Source organism: Pseudonocardia terrae, from assembly GCF_021343995.1.
In the GTDB taxonomy this organism is placed as follows: domain Bacteria; phylum Actinomycetota; class Actinomycetes; order Mycobacteriales; family Pseudonocardiaceae; genus Pseudonocardia; species Pseudonocardia terrae.
In genome coordinates this window covers 14,433-40,907 of record NZ_JAJTTE010000045.1, presented here as the reverse complement: position 1 = coordinate 40,907, position 26,475 = coordinate 14,433, and the positions used below count along the sequence as shown (strand labels likewise).

The 26,475-nt window shown below is 74.2% G+C and carries 24 protein-coding genes; 12 read left to right on the top strand and 12 right to left on the bottom strand.

All coding sequences use genetic code 11. The features are described 5' to 3' along the window. Window positions 1–58 precede the first annotated feature (58 nt). From LWC33_RS25670 to LWC33_RS25650, 5 genes are all read left to right on the top strand, one after another. Window positions 59–577: a DinB family protein gene (locus tag LWC33_RS25670; protein ID WP_233307234.1), complete on the top strand. Its 519-nt coding sequence runs from the start codon at window positions 59–61 to the stop codon at window positions 575–577. A 76-nt stretch (window positions 578–653) separates the two neighbouring features. Beyond that, a complete protein-coding gene (locus tag LWC33_RS25665; protein ID WP_233307233.1) occupies window positions 654–2,183 on the top strand; it encodes an ATP-dependent DNA ligase in 1,530 nt (509 codons plus the stop codon). Window positions 2,184–2,395: 212 nt separating this feature from the next. After that, window positions 2,396–3,835 (top strand): FAD-binding oxidoreductase, encoded by a 1,440-nt coding sequence (locus LWC33_RS25660; protein WP_233307232.1) that lies wholly within the window; start codon window positions 2,396–2,398, stop codon window positions 3,833–3,835. A 124-nt stretch (window positions 3,836–3,959) separates the two neighbouring features. Further along, window positions 3,960–5,399, top strand: coding sequence for a GuaB1 family IMP dehydrogenase-related protein (locus LWC33_RS25655; RefSeq protein WP_233307231.1), 1,440 nt, complete (start codon window positions 3,960–3,962; stop codon window positions 5,397–5,399). 101 nt (window positions 5,400–5,500) lie between these two features. Next, a complete protein-coding gene (locus tag LWC33_RS25650; protein WP_233307230.1) occupies window positions 5,501–7,033 on the top strand; it encodes a N,N-dimethylformamidase beta subunit family domain-containing protein in 1,533 nt (510 codons plus the stop codon). A 67-nt stretch (window positions 7,034–7,100) separates the two neighbouring features. Here the strand turns inward: LWC33_RS25650 and phoH2 are convergent, their stop codons facing one another. Then, window positions 7,101–8,459: an RNA 5'-3' helicase PhoH2 gene (gene phoH2 / locus LWC33_RS25645; protein ID WP_372476692.1), complete on the bottom strand. Its 1,359-nt coding sequence runs from the start codon at window positions 8,457–8,459 to the stop codon at window positions 7,101–7,103. Window positions 8,460–8,722: 263 nt separating this feature from the next. Then, window positions 8,723–9,982 (bottom strand): DUF885 domain-containing protein, encoded by a 1,260-nt coding sequence (locus LWC33_RS25640; RefSeq protein ID WP_233307229.1) that lies wholly within the window; start codon window positions 9,980–9,982, stop codon window positions 8,723–8,725. 327 nt (window positions 9,983–10,309) lie between these two features. Here LWC33_RS25640 and LWC33_RS25635 point away from each other — a divergent pair, with 327 nt between their 5' ends. From LWC33_RS25635 to LWC33_RS25625, 3 genes are all read left to right on the top strand, one after another. After that, window positions 10,310–10,699, top strand: a complete 390-nt coding sequence (locus LWC33_RS25635) for a hypothetical protein (protein ID WP_233307228.1) — start codon at window positions 10,310–10,312, stop codon at window positions 10,697–10,699. A gap of 256 nt (window positions 10,700–10,955) precedes the next feature. Then, window positions 10,956–11,300, top strand: coding sequence for a hypothetical protein (locus LWC33_RS25630; RefSeq protein WP_233307227.1), 345 nt, complete (start codon window positions 10,956–10,958; stop codon window positions 11,298–11,300). Between the two features lie 269 nt (window positions 11,301–11,569). Then, the gene (locus LWC33_RS25625) at window positions 11,570–11,914 is read left to right on the top strand and encodes a hypothetical protein (protein ID WP_233307226.1); all 345 of its coding nucleotides are present in this window, start codon (window positions 11,570–11,572) and stop codon (window positions 11,912–11,914) included. A gap of 93 nt (window positions 11,915–12,007) precedes the next feature. Here LWC33_RS25625 and LWC33_RS25620 read toward each other — a convergent pair whose 3' ends face one another. Continuing rightward, a complete protein-coding gene (locus LWC33_RS25620; protein ID WP_233307225.1) occupies window positions 12,008–12,775 on the bottom strand; it encodes an isoprenyl transferase in 768 nt (255 codons plus the stop codon). Window positions 12,776–12,953: 178 nt separating this feature from the next. Between LWC33_RS25620 and trhA the strand changes: the two genes are divergently transcribed. Continuing rightward, window positions 12,954–13,583 (top strand): PAQR family membrane homeostasis protein TrhA, encoded by a 630-nt coding sequence (gene trhA, locus LWC33_RS25615; RefSeq protein WP_233307259.1) that lies wholly within the window; start codon window positions 12,954–12,956, stop codon window positions 13,581–13,583. 15 nt (window positions 13,584–13,598) lie between these two features. On the opposite strand, the gene abmR is transcribed toward trhA, so the two are convergent. From abmR to mca, 4 genes are all read right to left on the bottom strand, one after another. Then, on the bottom strand, window positions 13,599–14,201 hold the full coding sequence (gene abmR, locus LWC33_RS25610) for an ATP-binding transcription factor AbmR (RefSeq protein ID WP_372476691.1): 603 nt from the start codon (window positions 14,199–14,201) through the stop codon (window positions 13,599–13,601). Between the two features lie 124 nt (window positions 14,202–14,325). Beyond that, a complete protein-coding gene (locus LWC33_RS25605) occupies window positions 14,326–16,335 on the bottom strand; it encodes a thioredoxin domain-containing protein (protein ID WP_233307224.1) in 2,010 nt (669 codons plus the stop codon). 67 nt (window positions 16,336–16,402) lie between these two features. Further along, window positions 16,403–16,684, bottom strand: coding sequence for a hypothetical protein (locus tag LWC33_RS25600; protein ID WP_233307223.1), 282 nt, complete (start codon window positions 16,682–16,684; stop codon window positions 16,403–16,405). A 99-nt stretch (window positions 16,685–16,783) separates the two neighbouring features. Then, a complete protein-coding gene (gene mca, locus LWC33_RS25595) occupies window positions 16,784–17,677 on the bottom strand; it encodes a mycothiol conjugate amidase Mca (protein WP_233307222.1) in 894 nt (297 codons plus the stop codon). A gap of 394 nt (window positions 17,678–18,071) precedes the next feature. Between mca and greA the strand changes: the two genes are divergently transcribed. After that, the gene (gene greA / locus LWC33_RS25590; RefSeq protein ID WP_233307221.1) at window positions 18,072–18,560 is read left to right on the top strand and encodes a transcription elongation factor GreA; all 489 of its coding nucleotides are present in this window, start codon (window positions 18,072–18,074) and stop codon (window positions 18,558–18,560) included. A 3-nt stretch (window positions 18,561–18,563) separates the two neighbouring features. Here the strand turns inward: greA and ilvA are convergent, their stop codons facing one another. After that, window positions 18,564–19,835 carry a threonine ammonia-lyase gene (gene ilvA / locus LWC33_RS25585; RefSeq protein ID WP_233307257.1) on the bottom strand — a complete coding sequence of 424 codons (1,272 nt, stop codon included), beginning with the start codon at window positions 19,833–19,835 and terminating at the stop codon, window positions 18,564–18,566. 90 nt (window positions 19,836–19,925) lie between these two features. Here ilvA and LWC33_RS25580 point away from each other — a divergent pair, with 90 nt between their 5' ends. Continuing rightward, window positions 19,926–20,192 (top strand): hypothetical protein, encoded by a 267-nt coding sequence (locus LWC33_RS25580; RefSeq protein WP_233307220.1) that lies wholly within the window; start codon window positions 19,926–19,928, stop codon window positions 20,190–20,192. Window positions 20,193–20,205: 13 nt separating this feature from the next. Here LWC33_RS25580 and LWC33_RS25575 read toward each other — a convergent pair whose 3' ends face one another. The 4 genes from LWC33_RS25575 to LWC33_RS25560 form a co-directional block, all read right to left on the bottom strand. Then, window positions 20,206–21,354 carry a cystathionine gamma-synthase gene (locus tag LWC33_RS25575; protein ID WP_233307219.1) on the bottom strand — a complete coding sequence of 383 codons (1,149 nt, stop codon included), beginning with the start codon at window positions 21,352–21,354 and terminating at the stop codon, window positions 20,206–20,208. A gap of 10 nt (window positions 21,355–21,364) precedes the next feature. Beyond that, window positions 21,365–22,312, bottom strand: coding sequence for an endonuclease/exonuclease/phosphatase family protein (locus LWC33_RS25570; protein WP_233307218.1), 948 nt, complete (start codon window positions 22,310–22,312; stop codon window positions 21,365–21,367). A gap of 65 nt (window positions 22,313–22,377) precedes the next feature. Continuing rightward, window positions 22,378–23,739 (bottom strand): cystathionine beta-synthase, encoded by a 1,362-nt coding sequence (locus tag LWC33_RS25565; RefSeq protein ID WP_233307217.1) that lies wholly within the window; start codon window positions 23,737–23,739, stop codon window positions 22,378–22,380. A 21-nt stretch (window positions 23,740–23,760) separates the two neighbouring features. Beyond that, window positions 23,761–25,413, bottom strand: coding sequence for an nSTAND1 domain-containing NTPase (locus LWC33_RS25560; protein WP_233307216.1), 1,653 nt, complete (start codon window positions 25,411–25,413; stop codon window positions 23,761–23,763). Window positions 25,414–25,796: 383 nt separating this feature from the next. Here LWC33_RS25560 and shbA point away from each other — a divergent pair, with 383 nt between their 5' ends. Continuing rightward, entirely contained in the window at window positions 25,797–26,450 is a 654-nt protein-coding gene (shbA, locus tag LWC33_RS25555) for an RNA polymerase sigma factor ShbA (protein ID WP_233307215.1), read from the top strand. The last annotated feature ends 25 nt before the right edge of the window (window positions 26,451–26,475 follow it).

Here is a 26,475-nt window from a genome sequence, read left to right as displayed (position 1 = left end):
GACCGCTGGGCTCCGTAGCGTTGTCCTCGTCACCAGGAAGCGACGAGAGGCGGACGCGATGACCACCACCGAGATCCCCGGCCTGACCAGCGAGAAGACCGACCTGCTCGGCACCCTCGCCCTGCACCGCTCCCTGTTCCGCCACACCGTCCAGGGGTTGACCGACGAACAGGCCGCCGCGACACCGACGGCGAGTGAGCTGTGCCTCGGCGGGCTGATCAAGCACGTGGCGTACGGCGAGCAGAGCTGGATCACCTTCGTGCTGGAGGGCCCCTCGGCGATGTCGTTCACCGAGGAGAGCCTCGTCGAGCACGCGAAGACCTTCCGGATGCTCCCGGGCGAGACGGTCGAGGGCCTGCTCGCGGAGTACGACCGGATCGCGGAGCGCACCGAGGCCGTGGTCGCCGCACTGCCCTCGCTCGACCTCTCCCACCCGCTGCCCGAGGCGCCCTGGTTCACCGAGAAGGCGTGGTCGGCACGCCGCGTCCTCGCGCACATCATCGCCGAGACGACCCAGCATGCCGGGCACGCGGACATCCTGCGCGAGACGATCGACGGCCAGAAGACCATGGGCTGACCGGCCCCGCGGTGCGCCGCCGGACCGGGCGGGGGGCCGGTCCAGCGGCGCGCGACTGTCGGTGGGCACTGGTCTAATGCGGACCGTGCTGCTCCACCACGTCGTCCGGACCTCCGCCGCGGTCGGCGCCACCCGCTCCCGCAAGGAGAAGTCGGCGGCGCTGGCCGCGCTGCTGAACCTGGCCGCGCCGGAGGAGGTCGCCCCGGCCACCGCCTGGCTCGCCGGCGAGCCCCGGCAGGGGCGGATCGGCACCGGCTGGCGCACCCTGTCGGGACTGGCCGGGGCGCCCTCCGCGGAGCCCACGCTCGGCGTCGCCCGGGTCGACGCGCTGCTCACCGAGCTGGCCGACACCTCCGGGGCGGGCTCCGCCCGGCGGCGCCGCGAGCTGCTGGAGTCGCTGTTCGGCGCGGCGACCGAGGAGGAGCAGGCCTTCCTCGTCCGGCTGCTCACCGGGGAGCTGCGGCAGGGGGCGCTGGAGGGCGTGATGCTCGACGCGATCGCCACGGCCGCCGAGGTCCCCGCGGCCGTGGTGCGCCGGGCGTTCATGCTCTCCGGCCGGCTGCCGGAGACGGCCGCGCTGGCCCTGGCCGAGGGCGCCGCCGGGCTGGAGGCGGTGCGGCTGGAGGTCGGGCGGCCGGTGCGGCCCATGCTCGCCAGCCCGGGCTCGTCGCTCGACGCGGCGCTCGAGTCACTCGGCGGGGAGGTCACCGTCGAGTACAAGCTCGACGGTGCACGCATCCAGGTGCACCGCTCCGGCGACGAAGTGCGGGTGTGGACGCGGACGCTGCGCGAGGTCACCGACGGGGTGCCGGAGCTGGTCGCCCGGGTGCGGGAACTGCCGTGCACGACCGCGGTGCTCGACGGCGAGACCCTCGCGCTCGACGACGACGGTCGGCCCCGCAAGTTCCAGGACACGATGTCCCGCTTCGGGTCCGAGGGGTCCGAGGACGTGCTGCTGAGCCCGTTCTTCTTCGACCTGCTGCACCTCGACGGCCGCGACCTGCTCGACGAGCCCCTGGCCACCCGGCTCGACGCCCTGGCCGGCCTCCTCGTCGACCCGGCGCAGGAACCGCTGCGCATGCCCGGGATCCGCCGGCCGACGGCGGAGCAGGCGGCCGACGTGCTCGACGGGGCGCTCTCGGCCGGGCACGAGGGCGTCGTCGTCAAGGCGCTCGGCGCCCCCTACGCGGCCGGGCGGCGCGGGAAGAGCTGGCAGAAGGTCAAACCGGTGCACACGCTCGACCTCGTGGTGCTCGGCGCGGAGTGGGGCTACGGCCGCCGCACCGGCACGCTCTCGAACATCCACCTGGGCGCCCGCGACCCCGACGGCGGCCCGCCCATCATGGTCGGCAAGACCTTCAAGGGCATGACGGACGAGCTGCTCGCCTGGCAGACGAAGGAGTTCCCCGGCCACGCGGTGCACGACGACGGGCACGTGGTCGAGATGCGCCCCGAGCTCGTCGTCGAGATCGCCCTCGACGGCGCGCAGCGCAGCATCCGTTACCCCGGCGGCGTCGCCCTCCGCTTCGCCCGGGTCCTCCGCTACCGCCCCGACAAGACCCCCGCCGAGGCCGACACGATCGACGCGGTCCGCGCCCTGCTGTGACCCCGCGAGCCGCCACGGCCGGGCGACCGAGTTGCCCGGTTCGGGCCCAGAGGACTACGTCCTTCCACGAAGAGGTCGGTCGACCGCTTTGTCCGGGATACCGGAGTCGGTAGCCTGCCGGCCCACGGCCGTGCCTGCTCCTACCCCGGTCGCTTCCGCGATCGGCACGTCACACGACCGCCCTCCGGGGCGGCCGGGTTGAGAGGTGCGCCATGACCGTCACGCTGACCCGGGCCGATGGTTCTCGCGAGCGACTGTCCGACGATGTCCTCGACGAGCTGAGCACCGCCCTGCGTGGGCCCCTGGTGCCCGGCAGCGACACCGGCACTCCCGAGCCACGCGCGGAGTGGAACGCGATGTACGGGAGCCGGGCGGCGCTGACCGCGCGGTGCACGGGGACCGCCGACGTCGTCGAGGCCGTGCGTTTCGCCCGCTCGCACGGGCTGCTGGCCGCGGTGCGCGGCGGCGGCCACTCGGTCGCCGGGCTGTCGAGCAATCCCGAGGGTCTGCTGATCGACCTGTCGGGCATGCGCGGTGTGCTGGTCGACCCGGAGCGCAGGCTGGTCCGCGTGCAGGGTGGCGCCGTCCTCGGCGCCGTGGACCGGGAGACCCAGGCGTTCGGGCTGGTGACGCCGTTGGGCCGGGTGTCGGAGACCGGGGTCGCCGGACTGACCCTGGGTGGGGGCTACGGGAATCTCGACAAGAAGTACGGCCTGGCCTGCGACAATCTCGTCGAGGCGCAGGTCGTGTGCGCCGACGGCAGCGTCCGGACCGCGTCGGAGACCGACGACCCGGACCTGTTCTGGGCGATCCGGGGCGGCGGCGGCAACTTCGGCGTCGTCACCACCTTCACCTTCCGGCTGCACCCGGTCGGCCCGATCGTCGCGTTCGCCGGCGTGATGTACCCGCTGGAGGACGTCGCGGCGATCGAGCGCGGCTGGCGGGAGTACGCCGACGCCGCGCCGGACGAGGTCACCACCGCCGTCTTCACCTTGACGTTCCCGGCGGCGCCCGGCATGCCCGAGATCATCCACGACCGGCCGGTCGCGGTCGTCGCCGCGGTGCACAGCGGGCCCGACCCGGAGGCGGGGATGCGCGTGCTGCAGCCGCTGCGCGAGCTGGGCACGCCGCTGTTCGACCTCTCCCAACCGATGCCCTACGCCGTCGTCCAGTCCTCGTTCGACGGGCTCTTCCCCCGCGGCGGGCACCGGGCCTACTGGAAGTCCCAGTACCTCGACGAGCTCACCGACGACGCGATCGACGCGCTCGCCCGCCTGTCCCAGGACCGGCCCGCACCGCTCACGCTGGTGAACACCTTCCGCATCGGTGGTGCGGTGCACGCCGTGGACCCGGAGGCCACCGCGTTCGCCGAGCGGACCTCGCCCTACATGGTCTCGTTCGACACCATGTGGACCGACGCGGACCAGGACGAGGCCGCGATCGCCTGGAGCCGGTCGGCCTTCGAGGAGATGACGAAGTACGGCAACGGCCGGGTGTTCCTGAACTTCACCGGCCGGCAGGACGAGCCCCTGCAGGCCGGCACGGACACCGCCTTCGGCCGCAACCTGCACCGCCTCGGCCGGATCAAGGCCGCCCTCGACCCGGACAACGTCTTCCAGCTCAACAACAACATCGTCCCCACGCCCGACTGACGGCTCCGGAGGGGCCTGGCCGGGCGTCCGCGACCCGCCGGGGCGCGAGCGGTCGGAACCTGTCGCAGATCTCTCGCCCGCTCCGGCGGCGCGCGGCCGATCGGGCCGCTACCCTTGGCTCCTCGTGCGCTTCATCGACGGGCACCGGCCCACCTCGGATCTCACGTACGACGACGTCTTCCTCGTCCCGGGGCGGTCCTCCGTCGCCTCCCGTTTCGACGTCGACCTGACCACCGCGGACGGCACGGGCGCCACGGTGCCGGTCGTCGCGGCCAACATGACCGCGGTCGCGGGCCGCCGGATGGCCGAGACACTGGCCCGCCGCGGAGGGCTGACCGTGCTGCCGCAGGACGTCGCGCCGGAGGCCGTCGCCGAGATCGTCGCGTGGATCAAGTCGCGGCACCCCGTGTGGGACACCCCGCTCGTGCTGCGCACCGGCGACGCGGTGGCCGACGCGGTCAACCTGCTGCCGAAGCGCGCGCACGGCACCGTCGTCGTGGTCGACGACGGCGGCCGGCCGGTCGGCACGGTCGACGAGGCCGCGTGCACGGGTGTCGACCGCTTCACCCGGCTCGCCGACGTCCTCGACGGGTCGCCGGTCATGCTCCCGCTCGGCACCCCGCCACGGGAGATCTTCGACGCGCTCGGCGGGCGCGGGGTCGCCCTCGGCCTCGACGACGACGGCCGCCTCGCCGGTTTGCTCACCGCGCTCGGCGCGATCCGGGCCGGGATCTACACCCCCGCCCTCGACAGCCACGGCCGGCTGCGCACCGCGGCGGCGATCGGCATCAACGGTGACGTCCCGACCAAGGCCAAGGCGCTGCTCGACGCCGGGGTGGACGTCCTCGTCGTCGACACCGCGCACGGCCACCAGGAGAAGATGATCGAGGCGCTCCGGGCGGTCCGGGCCGTCGTCCGCGACTCCGGGCTGCCCGTGCCGATCGCGGCGGGCAACGTCGTCACCGCCGAGGGCGTGCGCGACCTCGCCGAGGCCGGCGCCGACGTCGTCAAGGTCGGGGTCGGGCCGGGCGCCATGTGCACCACGCGGATGATGACCGGCGTCGGACGCCCGCAGTTCTCCTCGGTCCTGGAGTGCGCCGCGGCCGGGCGCGAGCACGGCGTGGCCATCTGGGCCGACGGTGGCGTCCGGTTCCCGCGGGACGTCGCACTGGCCCTCGCCGCCGGCGCCGCCTCGGTGATGATCGGCTCCTGGCTCGCCGGCACCTACGAGTCCCCAGGCGACCTGCTGCGCGACGAGTCCGGCCGCGCGTACAAGGAGTCCTTCGGGATGGCGTCGAAGCGCGCGGTGAGTGCGCGGACCCGTGCCGACGGCGACTTCGACCGGGCGCGCAAGAGCCTGTTCGAGGAGGGGATCTCCAGCTCCCGGCAGCTGCTCGACCCGGCCCGTCCCGGCGTCGAGGACGTGCTCGACGGCATCTGCTCCGGCGTCCGCTCCGCCTGCACCTACGCGGGCGCGCGCAGCCTCGCGGAGCTGCACGAGCGCGCGGTCGTGGGCATCCAGACCACCGCGGGCTTCACGGAGGGCACACCGCACGGGTTGTGATCGACGGCGGTAGGGCCGAGATGCCCTAGGCATTCCTCCGGCGGGTCCCTAACGTCTCCCGTCCGACCGCCTCACCGCCGGTCGGCCGGTGAGGGGGACGCGTGCGCGCAGGCTGGCCGGGGCGGTCGTCGCCCGCCCTCGTCGTGATCGGCCTCGTGGCGGTGTTCACGCTGGTCGCGGCGTGCACGTCGGGCGGGTCCGGACCGGCGACGCCCTCGCCCCCACCGTCCACCTCCGCGTCCTCGCCGACCGGCCTCCCACCCGGTGCCGTCCTCGGCGCCGACTGGCGGATCACCCACCCCGGGCCGGAACACGCCGTCGAGGGCTTCGCGGACCGCACCTCCGTGCATCCCGGCGACCCGGTGCACCTGTTCGTCTCGACGACGGCCGCCCACTACACGGTGACGGCCTTCCGGATGGGCGACTACCCGCCCACGGGCGCGGCCCGCGTCTGGGTCTCGCCGACGTTGCCGGGACGGCGCCAGGCCGATCCGGTCGTGCAGGCCCCGCGGAACACGGTGGTGGCGCCGTGGAGCCCGACACTGACCGTCGACACCACCGGCTGGCCGCCGGGCGCCTACCTCCTCCGGCTCGATGCCGACGACGGCGCCGCCCAGCAGTTCGTCCCGCTGACGCTCGCGACCCCGGACAACACGGGCCGCCTCGTCGTGGTCAACGCCGTGACCACCTGGCAGGCCTACAACCGGTGGGGCGGGTACAGCCTGTACGCCGCGGGCACCGGCCGGTTCGCCGACCGCTCCCGCGCCGTCACCTTCGACCGGCCCTACCAGGCGAAGGACATGCAGGGCGCCGGCGACTTCCTCATCTTCGAGCTGCCGTTCGTGGAGTTCGCGGAACGCTCCGGTCTCCCGCTCGGCTACGCCACCGACGTCGACCTCCATGCCGATCCCCACCTGCTCGACGGCGCGCGGGGCATGATCACGCTCGGCCACGACGAGTACTGGTCAACGGCGATGCGCGCGACGGCGACCGCCGCCCGCGACCGCGGCGTGAACCTCGCCTTCCTGGGCGGCAACGAGATCTACCGGCACATCCGGTTCGAGGACACCGCCCTCGGACCGAACCGGACGGAGGTCGACTACAAGTCGTTCACCGAGGACCCGACGAGCCGCACCGATCCGCTCGAGGCGACGCCGCAGTGGCGCGACGCGCCCTACCCGCGGCCGGAGAGCGTCCTGCTCGGCAACTTCTACCAGTGCAACCCCGCGCAGGCCGATCTCGTCGTCGCCGACGCCGGGAACTGGCTGCTCTCGGGTCTGGTGCAGAACGGTCAGCGGCTGCCCGGCCTCGTCGGCAACGAGTACGAGCGCGTCGATCTGCGTGTGCCGACGCCGCGGCCGATCGAGGTGCTGTTCCACTCGCCGGTGACCTGCCGCGGCCGGCCGGACTTCGCCGACGCGACCTGGTACTCCGTGCCGAGCGGCGCGGGCGTGTTCTCCGCGGGGACCCAGTACTGGATCTGCGGGCTCGACCCGACGTGTCGCGGCGGGACGAGCGCCCCGATCATCGGGGCGGCCACCACGCGGTTGCTGACCGCCTTCGCCGCGGGGCCGGCGGGTGCCGCGCACCCCGCCGAGGACAACCTGGCCGCCCTCGGCATCGAGCACCCGTGACCGTCGGCCGGGGCCCGACACACCGACGGCGCCCCACCCCGGTGGGTGGGACGCCGTCGGGGGTGACTCAGTTGCCGGGGCCCTCCAGCATCTCGGTCACGAGCGCGGCGATGGGGCTGCGCTCGGAGCGGGTCAGGGTGACGTGGGCGAAGAGCGGGTGGCCCTTCAGCTTCTCGATCACCGCGGCGATGCCGTCGTGCCGGCCGACCCGCAGGTTGTCGCGCTGGGCGACGTCGTGGGTCAGGACCACCCGGGAGGCGGTGCCCAGCCGGGAGAGCACGGTCAGGAGCACGTTGCGCTCCAGCGACTGCGCCTCGTCGACGATCACGAAGGTGTCGTGCAGCGACCGGCCGCGGATGTGGGTGAGCGGCAGGACCTCGAGCATCCCGCGGGCGATCACCTCGTCGAGCACGTTCTGGCTGACCAGCGCGCCGAGCGTGTCGAACACCGCCTGGGCCCAGGGGCCCATCTTCTCCGCCTCGCTGCCGGGCAGGTACCCGAGCTCCTGCCCGCCGACGGCGTAGAGCGGCCGGAAGACCACGATCTTGCGGTGCTGCTGGCGCTCCATGACGGCCTCGAGGCCGGCGAGCAGCGCGAGCGCCGACTTGCCGGTGCCCGCACGACCGCCGAGGGACACGATCCCGACCTCCGGGTCGAGCAGGAGGTCGAGCGCCACCCGCTGCTCCGCCGAGCGCCCGTGCAGCCCGAAGGCCTCGCGGTCGCCGCGGACCAGCTTGATCTGCTTGTCGGGAGTGACCCGGCCGAGCGCGCTCGACGTGCCGCCGAGCAGCCGGATGCCGGTGTTGCAGGGCAGCTCCCCCGCCTCGGGGTGGTCCAGCACGCCGTCCCGGAAGAGCGTGTCGACCTCCTCCGGGGTGACCTCGACGTCGGCCATCCCGGTCCAGCCGGAGGGGACGACGTCCTGCCCGTGGTACTCGTCGGCGGGGAGCCCGACCGCCGCCGCCTTGACCCGCAGCGGCATGTCCTTCGTGACCAGCACGACCTCGCGGGACGTGCCGTAGTCGGCGCGCAGGTTCAACGCACAGGCGAGGATCCGGCTGTCGTTGCTGTCGGTCCGGAAACCGGCCGGCAGCACGGACTGGTCGCTGTGGTTCAGCTCGACGTGGAGCGTGCCGCCTGTGTCCCCGATCGGGACCGGCGCGTCGAGCCGACCGTGCTTGATGCGCAGCTCGTCGAGCTGACGCAGCGCCGCGCGGGCGAACCACCCCAGTTCCGGGTGGTGCCGCTTGCCCTCGAGTTCGGAGATGACCACGAGCGGGAGGACGACCTGGTGCTCGTCGAACCGGGTCAGCGACCACGGGTCGGAGAGGAGAACCGAGGTGTCGAGCACGTAGCAGCGGGGCGTGACGTCCGCGGGGACGTCGGAGCCGCTCTCCTGAACCGGGGCCGTACGACGTTCGGTCACGGGTGCTCCCTCGCGGGCGCGGCACCACGCCCACAGTTCCGGTGGGCCGGCCGACCCCGGTGCGGTTGCACGAACCACGTCTGCGACGCCGCCCGCACGCCCGCAAGGGCCGGGTGCCGGCCCTCTCGGGTGCTTCGCAACACCACGTCCAGGGCCTCCCCGGACGGTGCGATCGGTACGCACCGCCACCGCTGACGCTACTAGCGGTCACCCTCATGCGGTCAAGGGTGAGATCGTGTCGCGTCCGTGACCGATCCCGAGAATTAACAGAACGGCCGACCGCTCATCGCATGATCGACACCGTCCGTCGCCGGCACACCCCGGTCGGCCGCCGACCGTCCGGACCAGCCCCGCGCGCCCGGTGAGGCCAGCACCCCCGGCGTGACGGGCCGGTCGAGCGCCCGGAGGAACCGCGCGGTGTCGCCCGCCCACCAGCCACGCACCAGTGGGTACCCGACCACGTAGGTGACCGTGTACGCCCGCCAACGCGGGTCGGTGAGGAACCGGAGCGCACGGTCCGCGCGGGCGTCGTCGAGCAGGAGCCACCGGCGCAGATGGTCGCGGGCCGCCGCCGTACCTGACCGGTCGACGAGGAGCGCCGCGTCGAGCCGGACGTGCTGCAGCGGCAGCATCGCCTCCTCCAGCGCCTCGGCCAGCTCACCGTCCGTGACCACACCCACGTCGGCCAGCACGTCGGCAGCCCACGGCCCCCACCCCGGCCCGACGACGGCGTCGAGCCCGAGGTCCGCCACCCCCTCGACGACGAGGGCGCGCGGACTGCGGGTGAGACTCAGCGCCCGCTCGGGTTCCGACCGGGCCGCGGCCGCGCGGCGGAGGTGCTCGACGTGGTGCCCCGGGTAGGTCTCGTGCGCGACGAGCCGGGCGAGCTGTCCCGCCCGCTGCGGCGCGTCCGTGCTGAACCGGGCGAGCGAGCGGCGCCCGCCGAGGTGGCGGGTGAACCCGCTCCACGGCCGTCCCTCGACGAGCTCGATCTCGACCTCCTCGCCCGCCGGCAGGTCGAGGACGGCGGCGGTCCGCTCCCGCAGGGCCTCGGTCAGGGCGTGGATCGCCGGGCCGCGGCGCTCGCCGGGCAGCTCGTCCCGCACGCGATGCGCGGCCAGCCGGTCGGCGAGCGGGCCCCGCCCGGGCAGCAGCGAGTCGACCGCCCGCTGTGCCGCCCGGTACCGGTCCGGGTCGCCCGGGGCGACGTCGACGCCGTAGGTCTCCCGGATCTCGGTGCGCAACGACACGCGCTCGCCCGCGAGGGTCCGGGCCGTCCGCTCGAGGGCCCGCAGCTCGCCGTCGAGGAAGGCCTCGCGCACCGGCGGGAGTCGGAGGTACGGGACCGCCCGGCGCAGCCGCGCCGCCTCGCGGGCGAGCTCCGACGGCACGGGGACGGCCTCGGCGCGGACGTGCCGGCGGACCACGGGGTCACCGTCGAAGGCCTCCACGGTGCCGGGCGCGAGGCGGTCCAGCCGCAGCGCGAGCAGCGCGATCCCGCGGGCCACCGCGTCCGCCTTCACGGCACTCTCCGCATCACCGGGACGCTACCCGCCGGACACCCGACCGGCCCCTCGTACACGATCGGGAAGACCACCCTCCCGAACGAGTGGATCGGCTACCCACCGTTCCGGAAGTCCGGCGGAAAGCGGTGCGGCCGTGCCGTTGAATTCCACCTATCCGGGGAATAACCAAACGCACAGTTCGTAGCTCACACGATAGTGGCACGAAGTTTGTTGTACAGGCGCGGCTGCGGATAGCTTTCGAATCAGTCAGCGCGGGCTCCCCGGTCGGACGCTGACCTGAAAGGTGCCGGCTCGCCGGTTCCGCAGACCTACAGGAGAAGAACTGTGCTGAAGAAGGCTGGAATCGTCGCGACCGGCGTCGCCGCCTCTCTCGTCGCCGTCAGCCCGCTCGCCTTCGCCGGTGACAAGGGCCACGACCACGACAAGGGCGACCACGGCCACCACGGCTCGTCGGTCACGGGCATCGACAAGTCGGGCAAGGGCCTGCTGAACGTGTCGGGCAACAACGTGAACGTCCCGATCCAGGTCTGCAACAACGACGTCCCGGTGAACGCCGGTGTGGGCGCCATCCAGGGCAACGCCAAGGACATCACCGGCGCGCTGACCGGCGCCCTGGGCCTGTTCGGCAAGGCCAAGGCCGACACCACCGTCCACACCGACTCGGACCGCACCTGCGGCCTCGAGGCCGGCGCGGGCGACAAGGTCGACGCCTGACCTTCCCGTCAGCTCCGCCCTGCAGCAGGCCGGCCCGGTTCCCGGGTCGGCCTGTTCGCCTTGTCGCCTCGGTCGCACATCATCCGATCGAGGTAGTAACTTCCGGGGAAAACGCGATCCGACACGATCGTGGTACCGAATTCGCGATTCGCGGATACGCCGGATAAATTCAGCCGTAGTCGGTGCGGGCTCCCCGGTCGGACACCGACTCGACAAGTCCGGGCCTCCCCGGGCCCGTACACACACAGGAGAAGAAATGCTGAAGAAGGTCGCCCTGGTCGCCGCCGCCTCGGCCGCGTCCGTCGTCGCCATCAGCCCGCTCGCGTTCGCGCACGAGTCGCACGAGACCGGCATCGACAAGTCGGGCAAGGGCCTGATCAACGTCTCCGGCAACAACGCCAACGTGCCGGTCCAGGCCTGCAACAACGACGTCCCGGTCAACGCCGGCGCGCTGGTCGGCCAGGCCAACCTCAAGGACATCACCGGCGTGGCCACCGGCGCCCTCGGCATCGCGGGCGACGCCAAGGCCAAGAGCGACGTGCACACCGACTCCGACCGCTCCTGCGGCATCAAGTCGGGCGCCGGCGACAAGGTCGGCTGACCTCCCGGCATCGACCGACAGGACGCCGGCCCGGTTCCTCCGGGCCGGCGTCCTGCTTTTTCCGACACTTCCACGATGGGTGGCACAGAACTCATCCGATCGTGGGCGTAACTTCGACGGGAAACGCGGTCCGACACGATCGTGGTACGGATTTCGCGATTTCCGCATTGCTCGGATAGCGTGATCAGCAGTCGGTGCGGGCTCCCCGGTCGGACACCGACTCGAGAAGTCCGGGCCCTACCCGGGCCCGTACACACACAGGAGAAGAAATGCTGAAGAAGGTCGCCCTGGTCGCCGCCGCCTCGGCCGCGTCCGTCGTCGCCATCAGCCCGCTCGCGTTCGCCCACGAGTCGCACGACACCGGCATCGACAAGTCGGGCAAGGGCCTGATCAACGTCTCCGGCAACAACGCCAACGTGCCGGTCCAGGCCTGCAACAACGACGTTCCGGTCAACGCCGGTCTGCTCGCGGGCCAGGCCAACGTCAAGGACATCGTCGGCTCCGCCACCGGCGCGCTCGGCCTGTTCGGCAAGGCCCAGGCCAACAGCTCGGTGCACACCGACACCGACCGCTCCTGCGGCATCGTCTCGGGCGCGGGCGACTCGGTCGACTGAGAACCGCACTCCACCGACGGCGTCGGTCCCCTTCGGGACCGGCGCCGTTCGGCGTTCTCGGCCGTTTACCCCGCGAGCCCCGGGGCGTCGGTGTCAGCCGCCGAATCGGCGGTGCCGGGCGGCGTAGTCGCGCAGCGCCCGGAGGAAGTCGACGCGGCGGAACTCGGGCCAGTAGGCCTCGCAGAAATGAAATTCCGAATGCGCGCTCTGCCAGAGCAGGAAACCCGAGAGTCGCTGCTCCCCCGACGTCCGGATCACGAGGTCGGGATCCGGCTGGCCGGAGGTGTAGAGGTGCGCGGCGATGTGGTCGACGTCGAGCACCTCGGCCAGTTCCTCGATCGACGAGCCCGCCTCGGCGTGCTGCAGCAGCAGCTTGCGCACCGCGTCGGCGATCTCCTGTCGGCCGCCGTACCCGACGGCGACGTTGAGCTCCAGCCCCGGGCGGTCGGTGGTGCGGGCGGCGGCCGCGGCCAGCCGCTGCGCGATCCGCGGCGGGAGCAGCTCCAGGGCGCCGACGACCCGGAGCCGCCACGGGGCGGTCGGGCCGCTCAGCTCGTCGACGACGTCGGCGATGATCTCCAGCAGCGGCTCGAGCTCGTCGGCGGGGCGGGACAGGTTGTCCGTGGAGAGCAGGAACAGGGTCACGACCTCGACACCCGCGTCGCCGCACCAGCCGAGCAGGTCGGAGATCTTCGCCGCGCCGACCCGGTGGCCGTCGTTCACGTCCTCGAGCCCGGCGTCGCGTGCCCAGCGCCGGTTGCCGTCGAGGATCAGCGCGACGTGGCGGGGGCGCTCCGCACCGACCAGCCGCCGGGCGAGCCTCGCCTCGTAGGTCGAATAGAGGAGGTCACGGACACCCACGGGGCGGAGCCTACGCCGCGGTCCCGGACCGCCTGCGCCCGAAGGCCGTCGACCCGGCGTGCTTCACCGCCCGGCCACCGGTGGGCAACCCGGGCGCGGACGGTGATCCCGTACCCTCGGGCGGGTGACCGCCGGGACCCTCCAGCCGCCGTCGGACCTCCCCTTCGTCAAGCCGCGGATGCGCGGCTGGCTGCACTTCTGGTCGTTCGTCACCTCGGTCGCGGCGTGCGCCACGCTGGTCGCCGTCGCCGCGTCGCTCGTGGGCGGGGCCGCCGCCCTGGCGACGTCGGTCTACAGCGTGACGATCCTCGGCCTGTTCGGCGTGAGCGCGCTCTACCACCGCCGCACCTGGACCACGCCGCGCAGCCGGCTGATCATGCGTCGCCTCGACCATTCGATGATCTTCGTCTTCATCGCGGGCACGTACACGCCCGTGGCGATGCTGGCGATGGCCCCGGGCACCGGCCGCGTCGTGCTGGGCGTGGTGTGGGGCGGCGCGCTGGCCGGCGTGATCCTCAAGATGTGCTGGCCCCACTCGCCGAAGTGGCTCGCGGTCCCGATCTACCTCGCGCTCGGCTGGGTCGCGGTGTTCGTGCTGCCCGACCTGCTGCACAACGCCGGCGTGGCCGCCCTGGTCCTGCTACTGGTCGGCGGCGCGCTCTACACGGCCGGTGCGGTCTTCTACGCCGTGCACTGGCCCAACCCGTGGCCGAAGACCTTCGGCTACCACGAGTTCTTCCACGCGGCCACGGTGCTGGCGGCGATCTGCCACCAGATCGCGATCTGGTTCGCGCTCTTCCCCAGCTGACCCCGCCGCGGACGGCTACTCCGGGCCGCGGGTCCGCAGCTCGTCGACCTTGGCCATGGCCTCGCGCAGGTCGGCGAGCCAGGTGTCCGCGTTGCGGCCCACCAGGCGTACCGCCCAGGCAAGCGCGTCGGACCGCGAGCGCGCGACCCCCGAGTCGACCAGGGTGTCCAGCACCATGCGCTCGGGCTGGCGCAGCCGCGTCATCACCGGCACCGACGCGGTCGTGAACAGCTCCTCGACCTCGCCGATCCGGGCGCCCCAGGCGACCTTCCGCTGGTAGCGGTGCTCGGCCTGACGGGCGATGTCGATCCGCTCGTCCCGGGTCTCCTCACGGAAGCGCGAGATGCGCCCCGCCGCCGTGGCCGCCTTCTCGGCCCGTCCGGCGTCCGTGTCGGGGAAGTCGCCCTCCACCGCCGGCAGCTCGCCGACGATCACGATCTCCTCCCGGTCGATGGTCACCTCCGGCGCGCCGACGAACCAGCCGTCGGGCAGCCGGCCGCGCAGCCAGGCCTGCGCATCGCCGGTGTCCGGCAGGTCCGCCTGCTGCCACCCTCCGCGGGGTCCGCGTCCCTGCCCGCGCCCGCCGCCGTGCCAACCCTTGTGCATCCGTCCCGTCATCCCGCACCTCCTGCTGCGTTGCTTACGAGATTACACAGCAACACAAGATGCACGAGGCCGTTCTCCGGAAGCGAAGCGAACGAAGATCCGCGGCAGGGTTCCGAGGAGGGGTTCGGGGCGAGGTTCAGAGCAGGGCGGCCAGCTCCTCGGGCGTGGTCACCGGCCGGTCGCACACGAACCCGCGGCAGACGTAGGCGGCGGGCCGGTCCGCCACGAGCGGGCGCGCGGCGAGCAGCGGCACACCCGGCGCATCCGGATCCCCCGGCACGACGACGCCGCCGCCGGGCACCAGCGCCCGGGCGCGGGCTAGCAGCTCCTCCCGGTCCGGATCGCCGACGGGACCGACCAGGGCCACCTGCGGCGGCCCGGAGGCCGACGCCTCGGCGGCGGTGAGCCAGTGCCCGGCGAAGCGGGCGTGCCTGGCGAACAGCCCGCCGACAGCACGCACGGACTCCTCGGCCAGCTCCCGGTACCGGCCGGAGCGCTCCTCGTCGACCAGGACCGACGCCGTGAGCAGCGCGTTGGTCATCGCGGAGCCGCCGGCGGGCGTCGCGTTGTCGGTGATCTCGCGCGGCCGGTGCAGGAGCTCCTCGGCGTCGTCGGCCGTGTCGAACCAGCTCCCCGGGCCGTCACCCCGGAACCGGGCCACGGCCAGGTCCAGGATCTCCACGGCCGCGGCCAGCCGCCCCGGGTCGCCCGTCGCCTGGTGCAGCGCGAGCAGGCCCTCGACGAGGCAGGCGTGGTCGTCGAGGACGCCCGGGGCGGCGCCCACCACGCCGTCGCGCGAGGAGCGGCGCAGGCGCCCGTCGACCACGTGCAGGCGCAGCAGCAGGTCGGCCGTCTCCTCCGCGGCGGCCACCCAGTCCAGCCGGCCGAGCGCGGCACCGGCCTCGGCGAGCGCCTGCACCGCCATGCCGTTCCACGCGGTGACGACCTTGTCGTCCCGGGCGGGCTGCGGGCGGGTCGACCGGGCCGCGGAGAGCACGGTGCGGACGCGCTCCCAGCGCTCCGGGTCGTCCGGGTCGCGCAGCAGCTGCAGCGTCGACGCCCCGTGCTCGAAGGTGCCGGCCTGGGTCACCTCGAGGAGCTGGGCCGCCCAGGTGGCGTCCTCCGGGGTGAGGACCTCGGCGAGCTGGCCGGGCGTCCACGAGTAGGTCAGGCCCTCGACGCCGTCGGTGTCGGCGTCGAGCGCGGAGGCGAACCCGCCGTCGGGGGTCCGCAGGTCGTGCAAAAGGAATCCCGCCGTCTCCTCGGCCACGCGGGTCGCCAGGGGCGAGCCGGTGCGCCGGGCCCAGTGCACGTAGACCCGCAGGAGCAGGGCGTTGTCGTAGAGCATCTTCTCGAAGTGCGGCACCACCCAGCCGGCGTCGACGCTGTACCGCGCGAACCCGCCGGCGAGCTGGTCGTACATCCCGCCGCGGGCCATCGCGTCGCAGGTCCGCTCGACCATCCGCAGGGCGTCGGCCGAGCCGGTGCGCTCGTGGTGGCGCAGCAGGAACTCCAGCACCATCGACGGCGGGAACTTGGGGGCGCCGCCGAACCCGCCGCGCTCGGCGTCGAAGTCCGCCGCCAGACCGGCCACCGCGGAGTCGAGGACGTCCGGGTCCACCGGCACGGGCGTCGGCTCGGCGCGGGCGGCGTCGGCCAGCCGGGCCGCGATCTCCCCGGCGGCCCCGCGGACCCGGGCACCGTCCTCGGTCCAGGCCCGCGTCACGGCGTCGAGCAGCTGGCGGAACCCGGGCATGCCGTGCCGCGGCGTGGGTGGGTAGTAGGTGCCGCAGTGGAAAGGCTCACCGATCGGGGTGAGGAAGCAGGTCATCGGCCAGCCGCCCTGCCCGGTCATGGCCTGCGTCGCCGCCATGTAGACGGCGTCGATGTCCGGACGCTCCTCGCGGTCGACCTTGATCGCCACGAAGTCCCGGTTCACCTGCGCGGCCGTCTCCGTGTCGGAGAAGGACTCGTGCGCCATGACGTGGCACCAGTGGCAGGCGGCGTAGCCCACGGAGAGCAGCACCGGGACGTCCCGGCGCTGCGCCTCCGCGAACGCCTCGTCGGACCACTCCCACCAGTCGATGGGGTTGTCCGCATGCTGGAGCAGATACGGGCTGGTCGCCTCCGCGAGCCGGTTGGGCATGCGCCCACCCTGTCACCGGCGGGCGCGACCCGCCGCCCGGGCGACCCGGCGACGGGTCGGCGGATGCTCACCGCTGCTCGGGGCGCTCCCCGGTGCCGGCCTCGTCGCGGTCCGCGCCGCCCGGCTCCTGCTCGGCCTGCTCGTCGAAGGACTGCGGCAGCCGCCGGATCCGCCGGCTCATCGACACGATCAGCGCGATCGTGACCACGGCCAGCAACAGGATGACGACGAGCGCGACGGGCGAGGCCTTGCCGAACTCCTCGCCCTTGTCCGGCGGGGGCTCCGGGTTCTGCGCCAGGACGCTCGCGACCGTTTCCGCGGTGGGCACGGCGCCCAGCTCGACCAGCACGTTCCGTCACTCCTGTCGCAGGTCACGTCCTCCGACGTCCAGGCTACGCGGGGTCGCGCGCCGCGCATGCGCCGGTCGGTGGGCCGCCGGACCCGCCGCTCAGCCCGCCCGCAGCGCCGGCTCCCGCAGGCCCGCGAACAGGTCGTCCTCCGGGGTCGGGCCGGCCACGAGCGAACGGACCAGCTCGTACTCCTCCCACGGCCAGATCTCCCGCTGCAGCTCCAACGGCGTGAAGAACCAGCGGCTGGTGGGGTCGATCTGGGTGGCGTGGGCGCGCAGCGCGTCGTCCCGCCGGTCGAACCAGTCCGCGCACTCCACCCGGGTGGTGACGCGCTCGCCCGGGTCCGGCCGGTCCTTCCAGTTCGCGATCCACTCGGCGTACGGCGACTCGAGGCCGCGGGCCTTGAGGCCCTCGTCGAAGGCGAGGATCCGCTTCTTGGAGAAGCCGTGCGAGTAGTACAGCTTGAGCACCTGCCACGGCGCGCCCGCCGCGCGGAACCGGTCCGGGTCCGCAGCCGCCTCGAACGCCGCCATCGACACCTCGTGGGTGCGGATGTGGTCCGGGTGCGGGTAGCCGCCGTTCTCGTCGTAGGTCACGAGCACGTGCGGGCGGAACTCCCGGATCACCTGCACCAGGCGCTCGGTCGACTCCTCGAGCGGTACCAGCGCGAAGCAGCCCTCGGGCAGCGGGGGCTTGGGGTCGCCCTCGGGGAGCCCGGAGTCGACGAAGCCGAGCCACCGGTGCTGCACGCCCAGGATGTCGGCCGCCCGGGCCATCTCCTGCTTCCGGATGGTGGTCATGTTCTCCAGGACGTCCGGCCGGTCCATGGCGGGATTGAGGATGCTGCCCGCCTCGCCGCCGGTGCACGTGACGACCATGACCTCGTGGCCCTCGTCGACGTACCGGGCGGTGGTCGCCGCACCCTTGCTCGACTCGTCGTCCGGGTGGGCGTGGACGGTCATCAGCCGCAACGGCTCGCGTTCGGACGTCATGGGTGACCGGGGTCCTTCCGTGTCCTCGCGCCCGCGGTGACGGGCGGCTTTCGCAGGGCCGGGCGCCCGCCCGGCCGGTCGAGGCCGATCCTGGCACGCAGGACCGACGCTTCTTCCGCGGGAGGCAACGCGCGAGCCCCCGCGACTCTTCCCGGACCCCGCCGACCAGCAGAAACAGGCTGCCCGGGAACTTCTTCGGACGCCCGACCGTTCGGCGAAGGACCGCGCCGAGCGGTCGGTCCCGTGCTAAGGTTGCTCGCACACGGCCCGCAGGCGGGTCGTGTTTTTCCTTACTCGGGGGCCTGTAGGTGGACGGCCCCGATCGTGCCCGTGCGACATGCCGGGCGCCCGGCCCGCGCGGTGCGGTGCCCGGTTCGCTGGAGGAGTGATGACCGTGACGGAGACTCAGGTGACCTGGCTCACCCAGGATGCCTTCGACCGGCTCAAGACGGAGCTCGACGAGCTGATCGCGAACCGTCCCGTCATCGCCGCCGAGATCAACGCCCGCCGCGAGGAGGGCGACCTCAAGGAGAACGGCGGCTACCACGCCGCCCGCGAGGAGCAGGGCCAGCAGGAGGCGCGGATCCGCCAGCTGCAGGAGCTCCTGCGCACCGCCCAGGTCGGCACCTCCCCGACCAGCGCCGAGGAGGCGGCTCCCGGCACCGTCCTCACCGTCAAGTACGAGGACGACGAGGACACCGAGAAGGTGCTGCTCGGCTCCCGCGAGGAGGGCAGCCACGGCGACCTGCAGGTGATCTCCCCGAACTCGCCGCTGGGCGCCGCGCTGCTGGGCGCGAAGAAGGGCGAGGACCGCGAGTACGCGCTGCCCGACGGCGGCAGCATGCGCGTCACACTCGTCGACATCGAGCCCTTCACCGGCTGACCCTCACGCCCCGAGCCGCGGGTCCCCTTCCGGCACGCCGGTCACCGTCACGCGGTGGCCGGCGTCCCGTAGTGCGGTGACCAGCTCGCGGCAGTGTTCCGGGCCCCGCATCTCCAGGCTCACGGCCACGTCGACCTCCCCCATCGGGACGGTCGCGCTGATCCGGGTGTGCTCGACGTCGATCACGTTGGCGCCGAGCTCGCCCACCCGGGTCAGCAGCGTGGCCAGGGCGCCCGGGAGGTCCCCGATCCGCACCACCAGCGACAGGTAGCGGGCGGTCGCGGCCATGCCGTTCTGGATCACGTGCAGCAGGACCAGCGGGTCCACGTTGCCGCCGGACAGCACCGCCACCACGGGCGGCGCGAAGCGTTCCGGGTCGTCGAGAAGCGCGGCCACCGGCGCCGCGCCCGCGGGCTCGACCAGCATCTTCGCCCGCTCCAGGCTGAAGAGCAGGGCGCGGGAGAGCGCGTCCTCGCCGACCACGGTGAACTCGTCGACGAGGGCCTCGACCTGCCGGAAGGTGACGTCGCCGGGCCGGCCGACCGCGATGCCGTCGGCGATGGTCCGCATCCCACCCAGGGCCACGGGCTCGCCGGCGGCGAGCGAGGCGGGCCAGGCGGCGGCGCCGGCGGCCTGCACCCCGACGACCCGCACCCCGGGCCGCTGCGCCTTGACGGCCGCGGCGACCCCGCCGAGCAGCCCGCCCCCGCCCGCCGCCACCAGGACGGTGGCCACGTCCGGCACCTGCTCGAGGATCTCCATGCCGACCGTGCCCTGCCCGGCGATCACGTCCGGGTGGTCGAACGGGTGGATGAGCACCGCCCCGGTCCGCTCGGCGTGCTCGAGCGCCCCGGCGAGGGCCTCGTCGACCGTGGCGCCGCCGAGCCGGACGCGCGCGCCGTAGCCGCGGGTCGCCTCGACCTTGGGCAGCGCGGCGCCCGCCGGCATGAACACCGTGGCGTCGATGCCGAGCAGCTGCGCCGCCAGGGCCACGCCCTGCGCGTGGTTGCCGGCGCTGGCGGCGACCACGCCGCGGGCGCGCTCCTCGTCGGAGAGCCGCGCGAGCCGGGTGAACGCGCCGCGGATCTTGAACGAACCGGTGCGCTGCAGGTTCTCGCACTTGAACCACACCGGTCCGCCCACGGCCTCGGTGAGCGCGCGGGAGCGTGCGACGGGCGTGGTCCGGGTGACGCCGGCGAGCAGCTCCCGGGCCCCGCGGATCTCGTCGAGCCCGACCGGGGCCCCCGCCGGGGGGTCACGATCGACCGTTCGCAGGCCTCTCGTGCCGGAGTCGGCGTTCACCCCCGCATCGTGCCACCGGGCCCGGTAGCCTCGCGAACGGGCGGTTTCTGCGGGGGAGGCACGATGCGGGGCGGGGTCGGACACCGGCTGAACGGCGCGCCCAGGGGCGCCCGCGCGGCCGTGCCGCTGCTCGCCGCGGCGGTGCTCGGCACCCTCGCGATCGTCACCGTCGAGCAGGCGGGCTGCACCGACCCGGGCCACTACGTCGCCGTCCAGGGCGGCTACGAGCTCGTCGGCGGCTGCCTCGCCCCGGACGACCTCGTCGTCCCGGCCGCGCCGTCGGCACCCGCGCCGGTCGCCCCCTCGGCGCCGGTGCCCCCGCGCTCCTAGGCTCCCCCGCCGCTCAGGACGCGGCCGCGTCGAGAGCGGTGCGGAGATCCTCGACCAGATCCTCGGCGTCCTCGATGCCCACGGACAGGCGGACCAGGGAGTCCGGTACCTCGAGCGCCGAACCCGCGGCGGAGGCGTGCGTCATCTGGCCGGGGTGCTCGATCAGCGACTCGACGCCGCCGAGGGACTCCGCGAGCGTGAACAGCTGCGTGGAGGCGCAGACCGTGAGCGCCGCCTCCTTCCCGCCCGCGACCAGGAAGGACACCATCCCGCCGAAGCGGCGCATCTGCTTCGCCGCGACCTCGTGGCCGGGGTGGCCGGGCAGGCCCGGGTAGAGGACCTTCGCGACGGCGGGGTGCGCGGCCAGGGCGTCGGCGATCCGCTCGGCGTTGTCGCTGTGCCGCTCCATCCGCACCGCGAGCGTCTTGGCGCCGCGCAGGGTCAGCCAGGCGTCGAACGGGCCGGGCACCGAGCCCACCGAGTTCTGGGTGAACCGGAGCTGCTCGGCGATCTCGTCGTCGTCGAGCACCAGGGCGCCGCCGACGACGTCCGAGTGGCCGCCGACGTACTTGGTCGTGGAGTGCAGCACCACGTCCGCGCCGAGGGCCAGCGGCTGCTGCAGGTAGGGCGAGGCGAAGGTGTTGTCGACGACGAGCCGGGCGCCGGCCGCGCGGGTGACCTCGGCCAGGGCGGCGATGTCGGCGATCCCGAGCAGCGGGTTCGTCGGGGTCTCGCACCAGACGACCTCGGTGGTCGGGCGCAGCGCGGCCCGCAGCGCGTCGACGTCGGCGAGGTCGACGGTCGAGTACTCCACGCCCCACTGCGGGAGCACCTTGTCGACCAGCCGGAACGTGCCGCCGTAGGCGTCGTGCGGGATGACGATGTGGTCGCCCGGCTTGAGCAGCACCCGCAGCAGGACGTCCGAGGCGCCCATGCCCGAGCCGAAGGCGAAGCCGTGCCGCCCGCCCTCCAGCGCCGCCAGGCACTCCTGCAGCGCGGTGCGGGTGGGGTTCGCGGAGCGGGAGTACTCGTACCCGCCGCGCAGCCCGCCGACGCCGTCCTGGGCGAAGGTCGAGCTGGCGTGGATCGGCACGATCACCGCGCCCGTGGTCGGGTCGGGGTCCTGGCCGGCGTGGATGGCCCGGGTGGAGAAGCCGCGCATGGCCGCGAGGCTACGCGGCCCCCGGCAACCGCATGCCCACCAGGACCGCCCGGTGGTCCGTCCCCGGGATGTCGACGACCTCGTACCGGGTCGTGTGCGCCTCGCGCGGCACGAGCACGTGGTCGATCCGGATGCCGGCCCAGCGGGGCAGCGCGGCGTGGTACGTGCCGGTCAGGCCCCTGCCGGTGCCCTCCGCGGCGTCGCGGACACCGGTCAGCGCCCGGCGCAGCGGGCCGTGGTCGAGGGTCGCGTTGAAGTCGCCGGCGACGATCGGCGCGGGGAGCGCGGCACACCATCGGGCGATGCTGTCCATGTCCCGCGACCACACCCGCGCCTGCCAGCGGGCCATGGGCGCCTGCGGGTGCACCGCGCGGAACCGGTGCGGGCCGAGCAGCCCGCCGCGGGCCCAGAGATGCTGACGGCGCAGCTCCGGCCCGGAGCCGACCTCGACGTCGCCCATCCGCTCGGACACCAGCATCGTGACCGACCAGCCGTCGGGCTTGCCGGGCTCGGTGGAGACCCAGGAGCGGTAGCCGAGGCCGTCGAGCAGCGGCATGAGCTTGTCGCGGTACTCGCGGCCGGATTCGGGCAACGACACCAGGTCCGGGCGCTCGCCGGCGATCAGGGCGGCGAGCGCACCGGCGTCGGCCTTGCCGTCCCAGACGTTCGCGGCCAGGACGGTGAGGTCCGCGGTGCCGGAGGGCCGGCGTCGCCGCACGACCCGGCGGACCAGGCCCGCTGCGCCGGCGAGCGCGACGGCGCCCACGGCGAACCCGGCCGGGCGGGTGGGCCGGCCCACCGCGAGCACGCCCGCCGCGACGGCCGCCGCGGCCGTGGTGTGCGGGCGCAGCGCCCCGAGCGCGGTGAAGGGGTGCCGCCGGTCGAGGCCGAGCCGGTCCGGCAGGACGACGGCGGCGGCGCCCGCGCCGAGCACGGTCGCGAGCAGGGATCTCCGCATGGTCCCGACGGTAGCCGCGCCGGCTGAGGGGCCCCTGTGAGTGGCGATCGTCGCCACTCCCCGAGTCAGCCGAGGAAGGCCAGCACGTCCGAGCGGGTGACGACCCCGGCGGGCTTGCCGTCGACGAGCACCAGCGCGCCGTCGGCCGTGGCGAAGGCCCCCATCGCCGTCTCCAGCGGCTCGCCCGCGCCGATCGTCGGCAGCGGCGGGGACATGTGCTGGTCGAGCCGGTCGGAGAGCCTGGCGCGGTTGGTGAACAGCAGGTCGAGGATGTCCCGCTCGACCACCGAGCCGACGACCTCGGCCGCCATCACCGGCGGCTCGGCGCGGACCACCGGCATCTGCGAGACGTGGAACTCCCGCAGGTAGTGGACGGCGTCGGCGACCGTCTCGTTGGGGTGCGCGTGCACCAGGTCCGGCAGCGTGCCGTCCTTGCGCCGCAGCACGTCGCCCACCGTGGCGCCGGCGCTCGGCGGCAGGAACCCGTAGCTCGCCATCCAGGTGTCGTTGAAGACCTTGCCGAGATAGCCGCGGCCGCCGTCGGGCAGCAGGACGACGATCACCGAGTCCGGCGGGGCCGTCTCCGCCACCCGCAGGGCCGCGACCACGGCCATCCCGCACGAGCCGCCCACCAGCAGCGCCTCCTCGCGGGCGAGCCGGCGGGTCATGTGGAAGGAGTCGGCGTCGGAGACCGCGACGATCTCGTCGCAGACCTCCTTGTCGTAGGTGGTCGGCCAGAAGTCCTCGCCGACACCCTCGACGAGGTACGGCCGCCCGCTCCCGCCCGAGTACACCGAGCCCTCCGGGTCGGCGCCGACCACCCGCACGCGCCCGCCGGAGACCTCCTTGAGGTAGCGGCCGGTGCCGGAGATCGTGCCGCCGGTGCCGATGCCGGCCACGAAGTGCGTGATCCGGCCCTCGGTCTGCTCCCAGATCTCCGGTCCGGTGGCCTCGTAGTGCGACGCCGGGTTGTTCGTGTTGGCGTACTGGTTCGGCTTCCAGGCGCCCTCGATCTCCCGGACCAGCCGGTCCGACGTCGAGTAGTACGAGTCGGGGTGGTCGGGGTCGACCGCGGTGGGGCACACGACGACCTCGGCGCCGTAGGCCTTGAGCACGTTGCGCTTGTCCTCGCCGACCTTGTCCGGGCACACGAACACGCACCGGTAGCCGCGGCGCTGGGCGATCATGGCCAGTCCGATGCCGGTGTTGCCGGACGTCGGCTCGACGATCGTGCCACCGGGGCGCAGCTCGCCGGAGGCCTCGGCTGCGTCGACCATCTTCAGCGCGATGCGGTCCTTCACGCTGCCGCCGGGGTTCATGTACTCGACCTTCGCCAGGACCAGCGGGGACAGGCCCTCGGCGATGCCGCCCAGCTTCACCAGCGGGGTGTTCCCGACGAGGTCGGAGATGTGCTCGGCGTAGCGCATGCCGTCATCGTGCCCGATGGGTCAGGCCGGCGGGTCGTCCGCCTCCGGCCCGGCAGCAGCCACCACACCACCGAGGCCCGGCGTCGGGCCGTCGTGCCCGCTCCGGTCGGCCGGCACACGGGTGAGCGCGTAGGCCGTGGCGGCCATCGCCACCACCAGCAGCACGGCGAGCACCGCGACGGCGACCTGCAGCCGCCGGGTCGGGGTGGGCGCGCCGGACTCCGCGCGCCCCCGGCTCGCGGCCAGGAACTCGTGCTCGAGCGGGTAGAGCTCGCCCGGTTCCGCCGCCGCGAAGGCCTCCGCCTCCGCCAGCGCGCGGCCACGCAGGAGCGCGCCCTCGTCCCGTTTGCTGTCGTGCCAGATCCGCGCGCCGTCGGTCACGATGCCGCGCTGGGGCCGGCGCTCGCGGTCCTCGCGCACCCAGCCGGCCAGTCGCGACCACGCCCGCAGCACGACGTCGTGGGCGAGCTCGAGCGTGCCCTCCCCGGCGACCAGGATCCGTGCTGCGACCAGCGCCTCGACGGTCGCGTCGGTCTCCGCGGACGCCCCGGCGTCGAGCCCATGGGTGAGCCCGAAGCGGCGGATGCGTCGGCGCACGGGGTCGGCCACGCCCGCGGTGCCCGGCATCCGCACGAGCCGCAGCAGCAGGGGGCGGACCAGCGCCTGGCGGTGCGGCGGGAGGGCCGCGTAGGCCGCCTCCGCCGCGCGCTCGATCGCCCCGTACACCCCGCCGGCCTCGCGGTAGTGCGCGATCGTGATCTCCGGTCCGCCCATCGCGGCCGTCCGCTCCCAGGCGCCGGCCAGGGCCAGGGACAGCAGGGGCAACGCCCCGGGCGGCGAGGACGGCGCCCCCGGCGGGACCTCGAGCTCCCCCAGCACGAGCTCGGCCAGCCCGTCGACGGCGGGGAACCCGGCCGCGAGGGCGGGCACGGTGACGGCGTCGCGCAGCTCCGCCGCGGACATCGCGGTCACACGCACCGGGTCCGACCCGAACTCGCCCAGGTCCGCGAGGACGTCCTCGCGGACCCCGAGCAGCACGACCCGCCCGGACGGCACGGCACCGAGCACGTCCCTCAGCGCGGCGGCCTCCGCCGCGTGGTGGACGTCGTCGACCAGCACGGTCGTGGCCCCGCCGGGCAGGGCCGTCCGTGCGGTGCCCGACGGGAGGATCACGACGTCGTCCAGTGCCGGGAGGGCCCCGGCCCGCAGCAGCGAGCTCGTCCCCGCCCCGGACGGGCCGGTGACCACGACGACCCCGCCCGCGGCCCGCGCGGCCCGTACCCGCCCGACGACCTCCACCACGAGGGCCGCCCGGCCGGGCAGGACCCCCTCGACCGGCGACGACGCGGGATAGGGATGCAGCCCGGGCGGCGGCTTCGCCGGAGCCGAGGCCGCGCGCCGCAGCGCGGCCCGCCAGCGCTCGCGCACCGGGTCGTCGGCGGCGACACCGAACGCGGTGAGCAGCGCGTCGAGCCGGACCGGCGAGGGCAGGGACCGGCCCTGCACGTAGTCCCGGAAGGTGGTGAACGGCAGCAGCGGCACGCCGGACTCCTGCGTGCGCTTCGCGAGCGCCCGGAAGCTCAGCCCGGACGCGTCCTTCATCCGGCCCAGCTGCTCGGCCAGCCCGGCCCGGTCCGCGACCGCGTCCGGATCGCCGGACTGCTGCGGCGGCATCCCCGGCTCCCCCCGACGTCCGCGCCCGGGGCCCGTCCCCCGGTGCCGGGAGGATAGGGCGGCGCGGCGGTCGCGTGCGCCGTCCGGCACCGGTGCCGGATGCCGACGTCGGAGGGCGCCCCGCCTGTACGAGGTCTGTACGAAGTTGTACGAACCGGCGCTGCGGCGTCTCTCCGGAGCACGTGGGCCGCCCGTTCGGACTAGATTCCGGGGTCCCGACGCGGGTGGCGGCCGGAGGGGCACGCCGACGTCGCCCGCCGTCGCCGCGCTCCCCGCCCGGGTGCCGAGGCCCGGCCACGAGCACCCGCGGCGCCCACCACCGCCGGGCGCCGCGGGCCCTCCCGTCCCGTGCCCCCGTCCAGGGCCGAGGAGGCAGGCGTCGGGTGTACGCGGGCGACGGAGAGTCCCGCGGGGACGGCGGGCGAGGGTCGTGGACCCCGTCCCGGCACCCCGGCCGCCGGCGCACCGACCAGGCCGCCGATCTCGACGCGCAGCTCACGGGGCTCGCCCGGCTCGCGGCGACGGGTGACCGGCGCGCCCTGGATGCGCTGCTGCGCGGCGCGAGCCCCCTGCTGGTGCGCTACTGCCAGGGCCGGCTCGGGAACCGGGCGCCGGGGCTCGCGACACCCGAGGACGTCGCCCAGGAAGTGGTGATCGCGCTCTGCGCGGCCCTGCCGCGCTACCGGGACATGGAGACGCCGTTCATGGCCTTCGCGTACGGCATCGCGCGCAACAAGGTCGCGGACGCCTTCCGCTCGGCCGCCCGGGACCGCTCCGACCCGTTCGACGACCTCCCGGAGTCCACGGACGTGCGGGCCGGCCCGGAGGCCGCCGCCGTCGGCTCCGCGCAGATGACGGAGCTGATGGCGCTGATCGACCGGCTCCCGGCGCAGCAGCGGGAGATCGTGGTGCTCCGCGTGCTCGGCGAGCTCACCGCGGAGGAGACCGCCGCAGCGGTCGGATCGACGCCGGGCGCGGTGCGGGTGGCGCAGCACCGCGCACTCGGCAAGCTCAGGACCTGGCTGAACGAGGGGTGAACGCGGTGGCGGGCGGCGGCCGGCC

Coding starts and splice junctions, on each gene's coding strand:
- LWC33_RS25670 (WP_233307234.1), top strand. CDS start 59: ATGACCACCACCGAGATCCCCGGCCTGACCAGCGAGAAGACCGACCTG.
- LWC33_RS25665 (WP_233307233.1), top strand. CDS start 654: ATGCGGACCGTGCTGCTCCACCACGTCGTCCGGACCTCCGCCGCGGTC.
- LWC33_RS25660 (WP_233307232.1), top strand. CDS start 2,396: ATGACCGTCACGCTGACCCGGGCCGATGGTTCTCGCGAGCGACTGTCC.
- LWC33_RS25630 (WP_233307227.1), top strand. CDS start 10,956: ATGCTGAAGAAGGTCGCCCTGGTCGCCGCCGCCTCGGCCGCGTCCGTC.
- LWC33_RS25625 (WP_233307226.1), top strand. CDS start 11,570: ATGCTGAAGAAGGTCGCCCTGGTCGCCGCCGCCTCGGCCGCGTCCGTC.
- trhA (WP_233307259.1), top strand. CDS start 12,954: ATGCGCGGCTGGCTGCACTTCTGGTCGTTCGTCACCTCGGTCGCGGCG.
- abmR (WP_372476691.1), bottom strand. CDS start 14,201: ATGACGGGACGGATGCACAAGGGTTGGCACGGCGGCGGGCGCGGGCAG.
- LWC33_RS25605 (WP_233307224.1), bottom strand. CDS start 16,335: ATGCCCAACCGGCTCGCGGAGGCGACCAGCCCGTATCTGCTCCAGCAT.
- mca (WP_233307222.1), bottom strand. CDS start 17,677: ATGACGTCCGAACGCGAGCCGTTGCGGCTGATGACCGTCCACGCCCAC.
- LWC33_RS25580 (WP_233307220.1), top strand. CDS start 19,926: ATGCGGGGCGGGGTCGGACACCGGCTGAACGGCGCGCCCAGGGGCGCC.
- LWC33_RS25575 (WP_233307219.1), bottom strand. CDS start 21,354: ATGCGCGGCTTCTCCACCCGGGCCATCCACGCCGGCCAGGACCCCGAC.
- LWC33_RS25570 (WP_233307218.1), bottom strand. CDS start 22,312: ATGCGGAGATCCCTGCTCGCGACCGTGCTCGGCGCGGGCGCCGCCGCC.
- LWC33_RS25565 (WP_233307217.1), bottom strand. CDS start 23,739: ATGCGCTACGCCGAGCACATCTCCGACCTCGTCGGGAACACCCCGCTG.
- LWC33_RS25560 (WP_233307216.1), bottom strand. CDS start 25,413: ATGCCGCCGCAGCAGTCCGGCGATCCGGACGCGGTCGCGGACCGGGCC.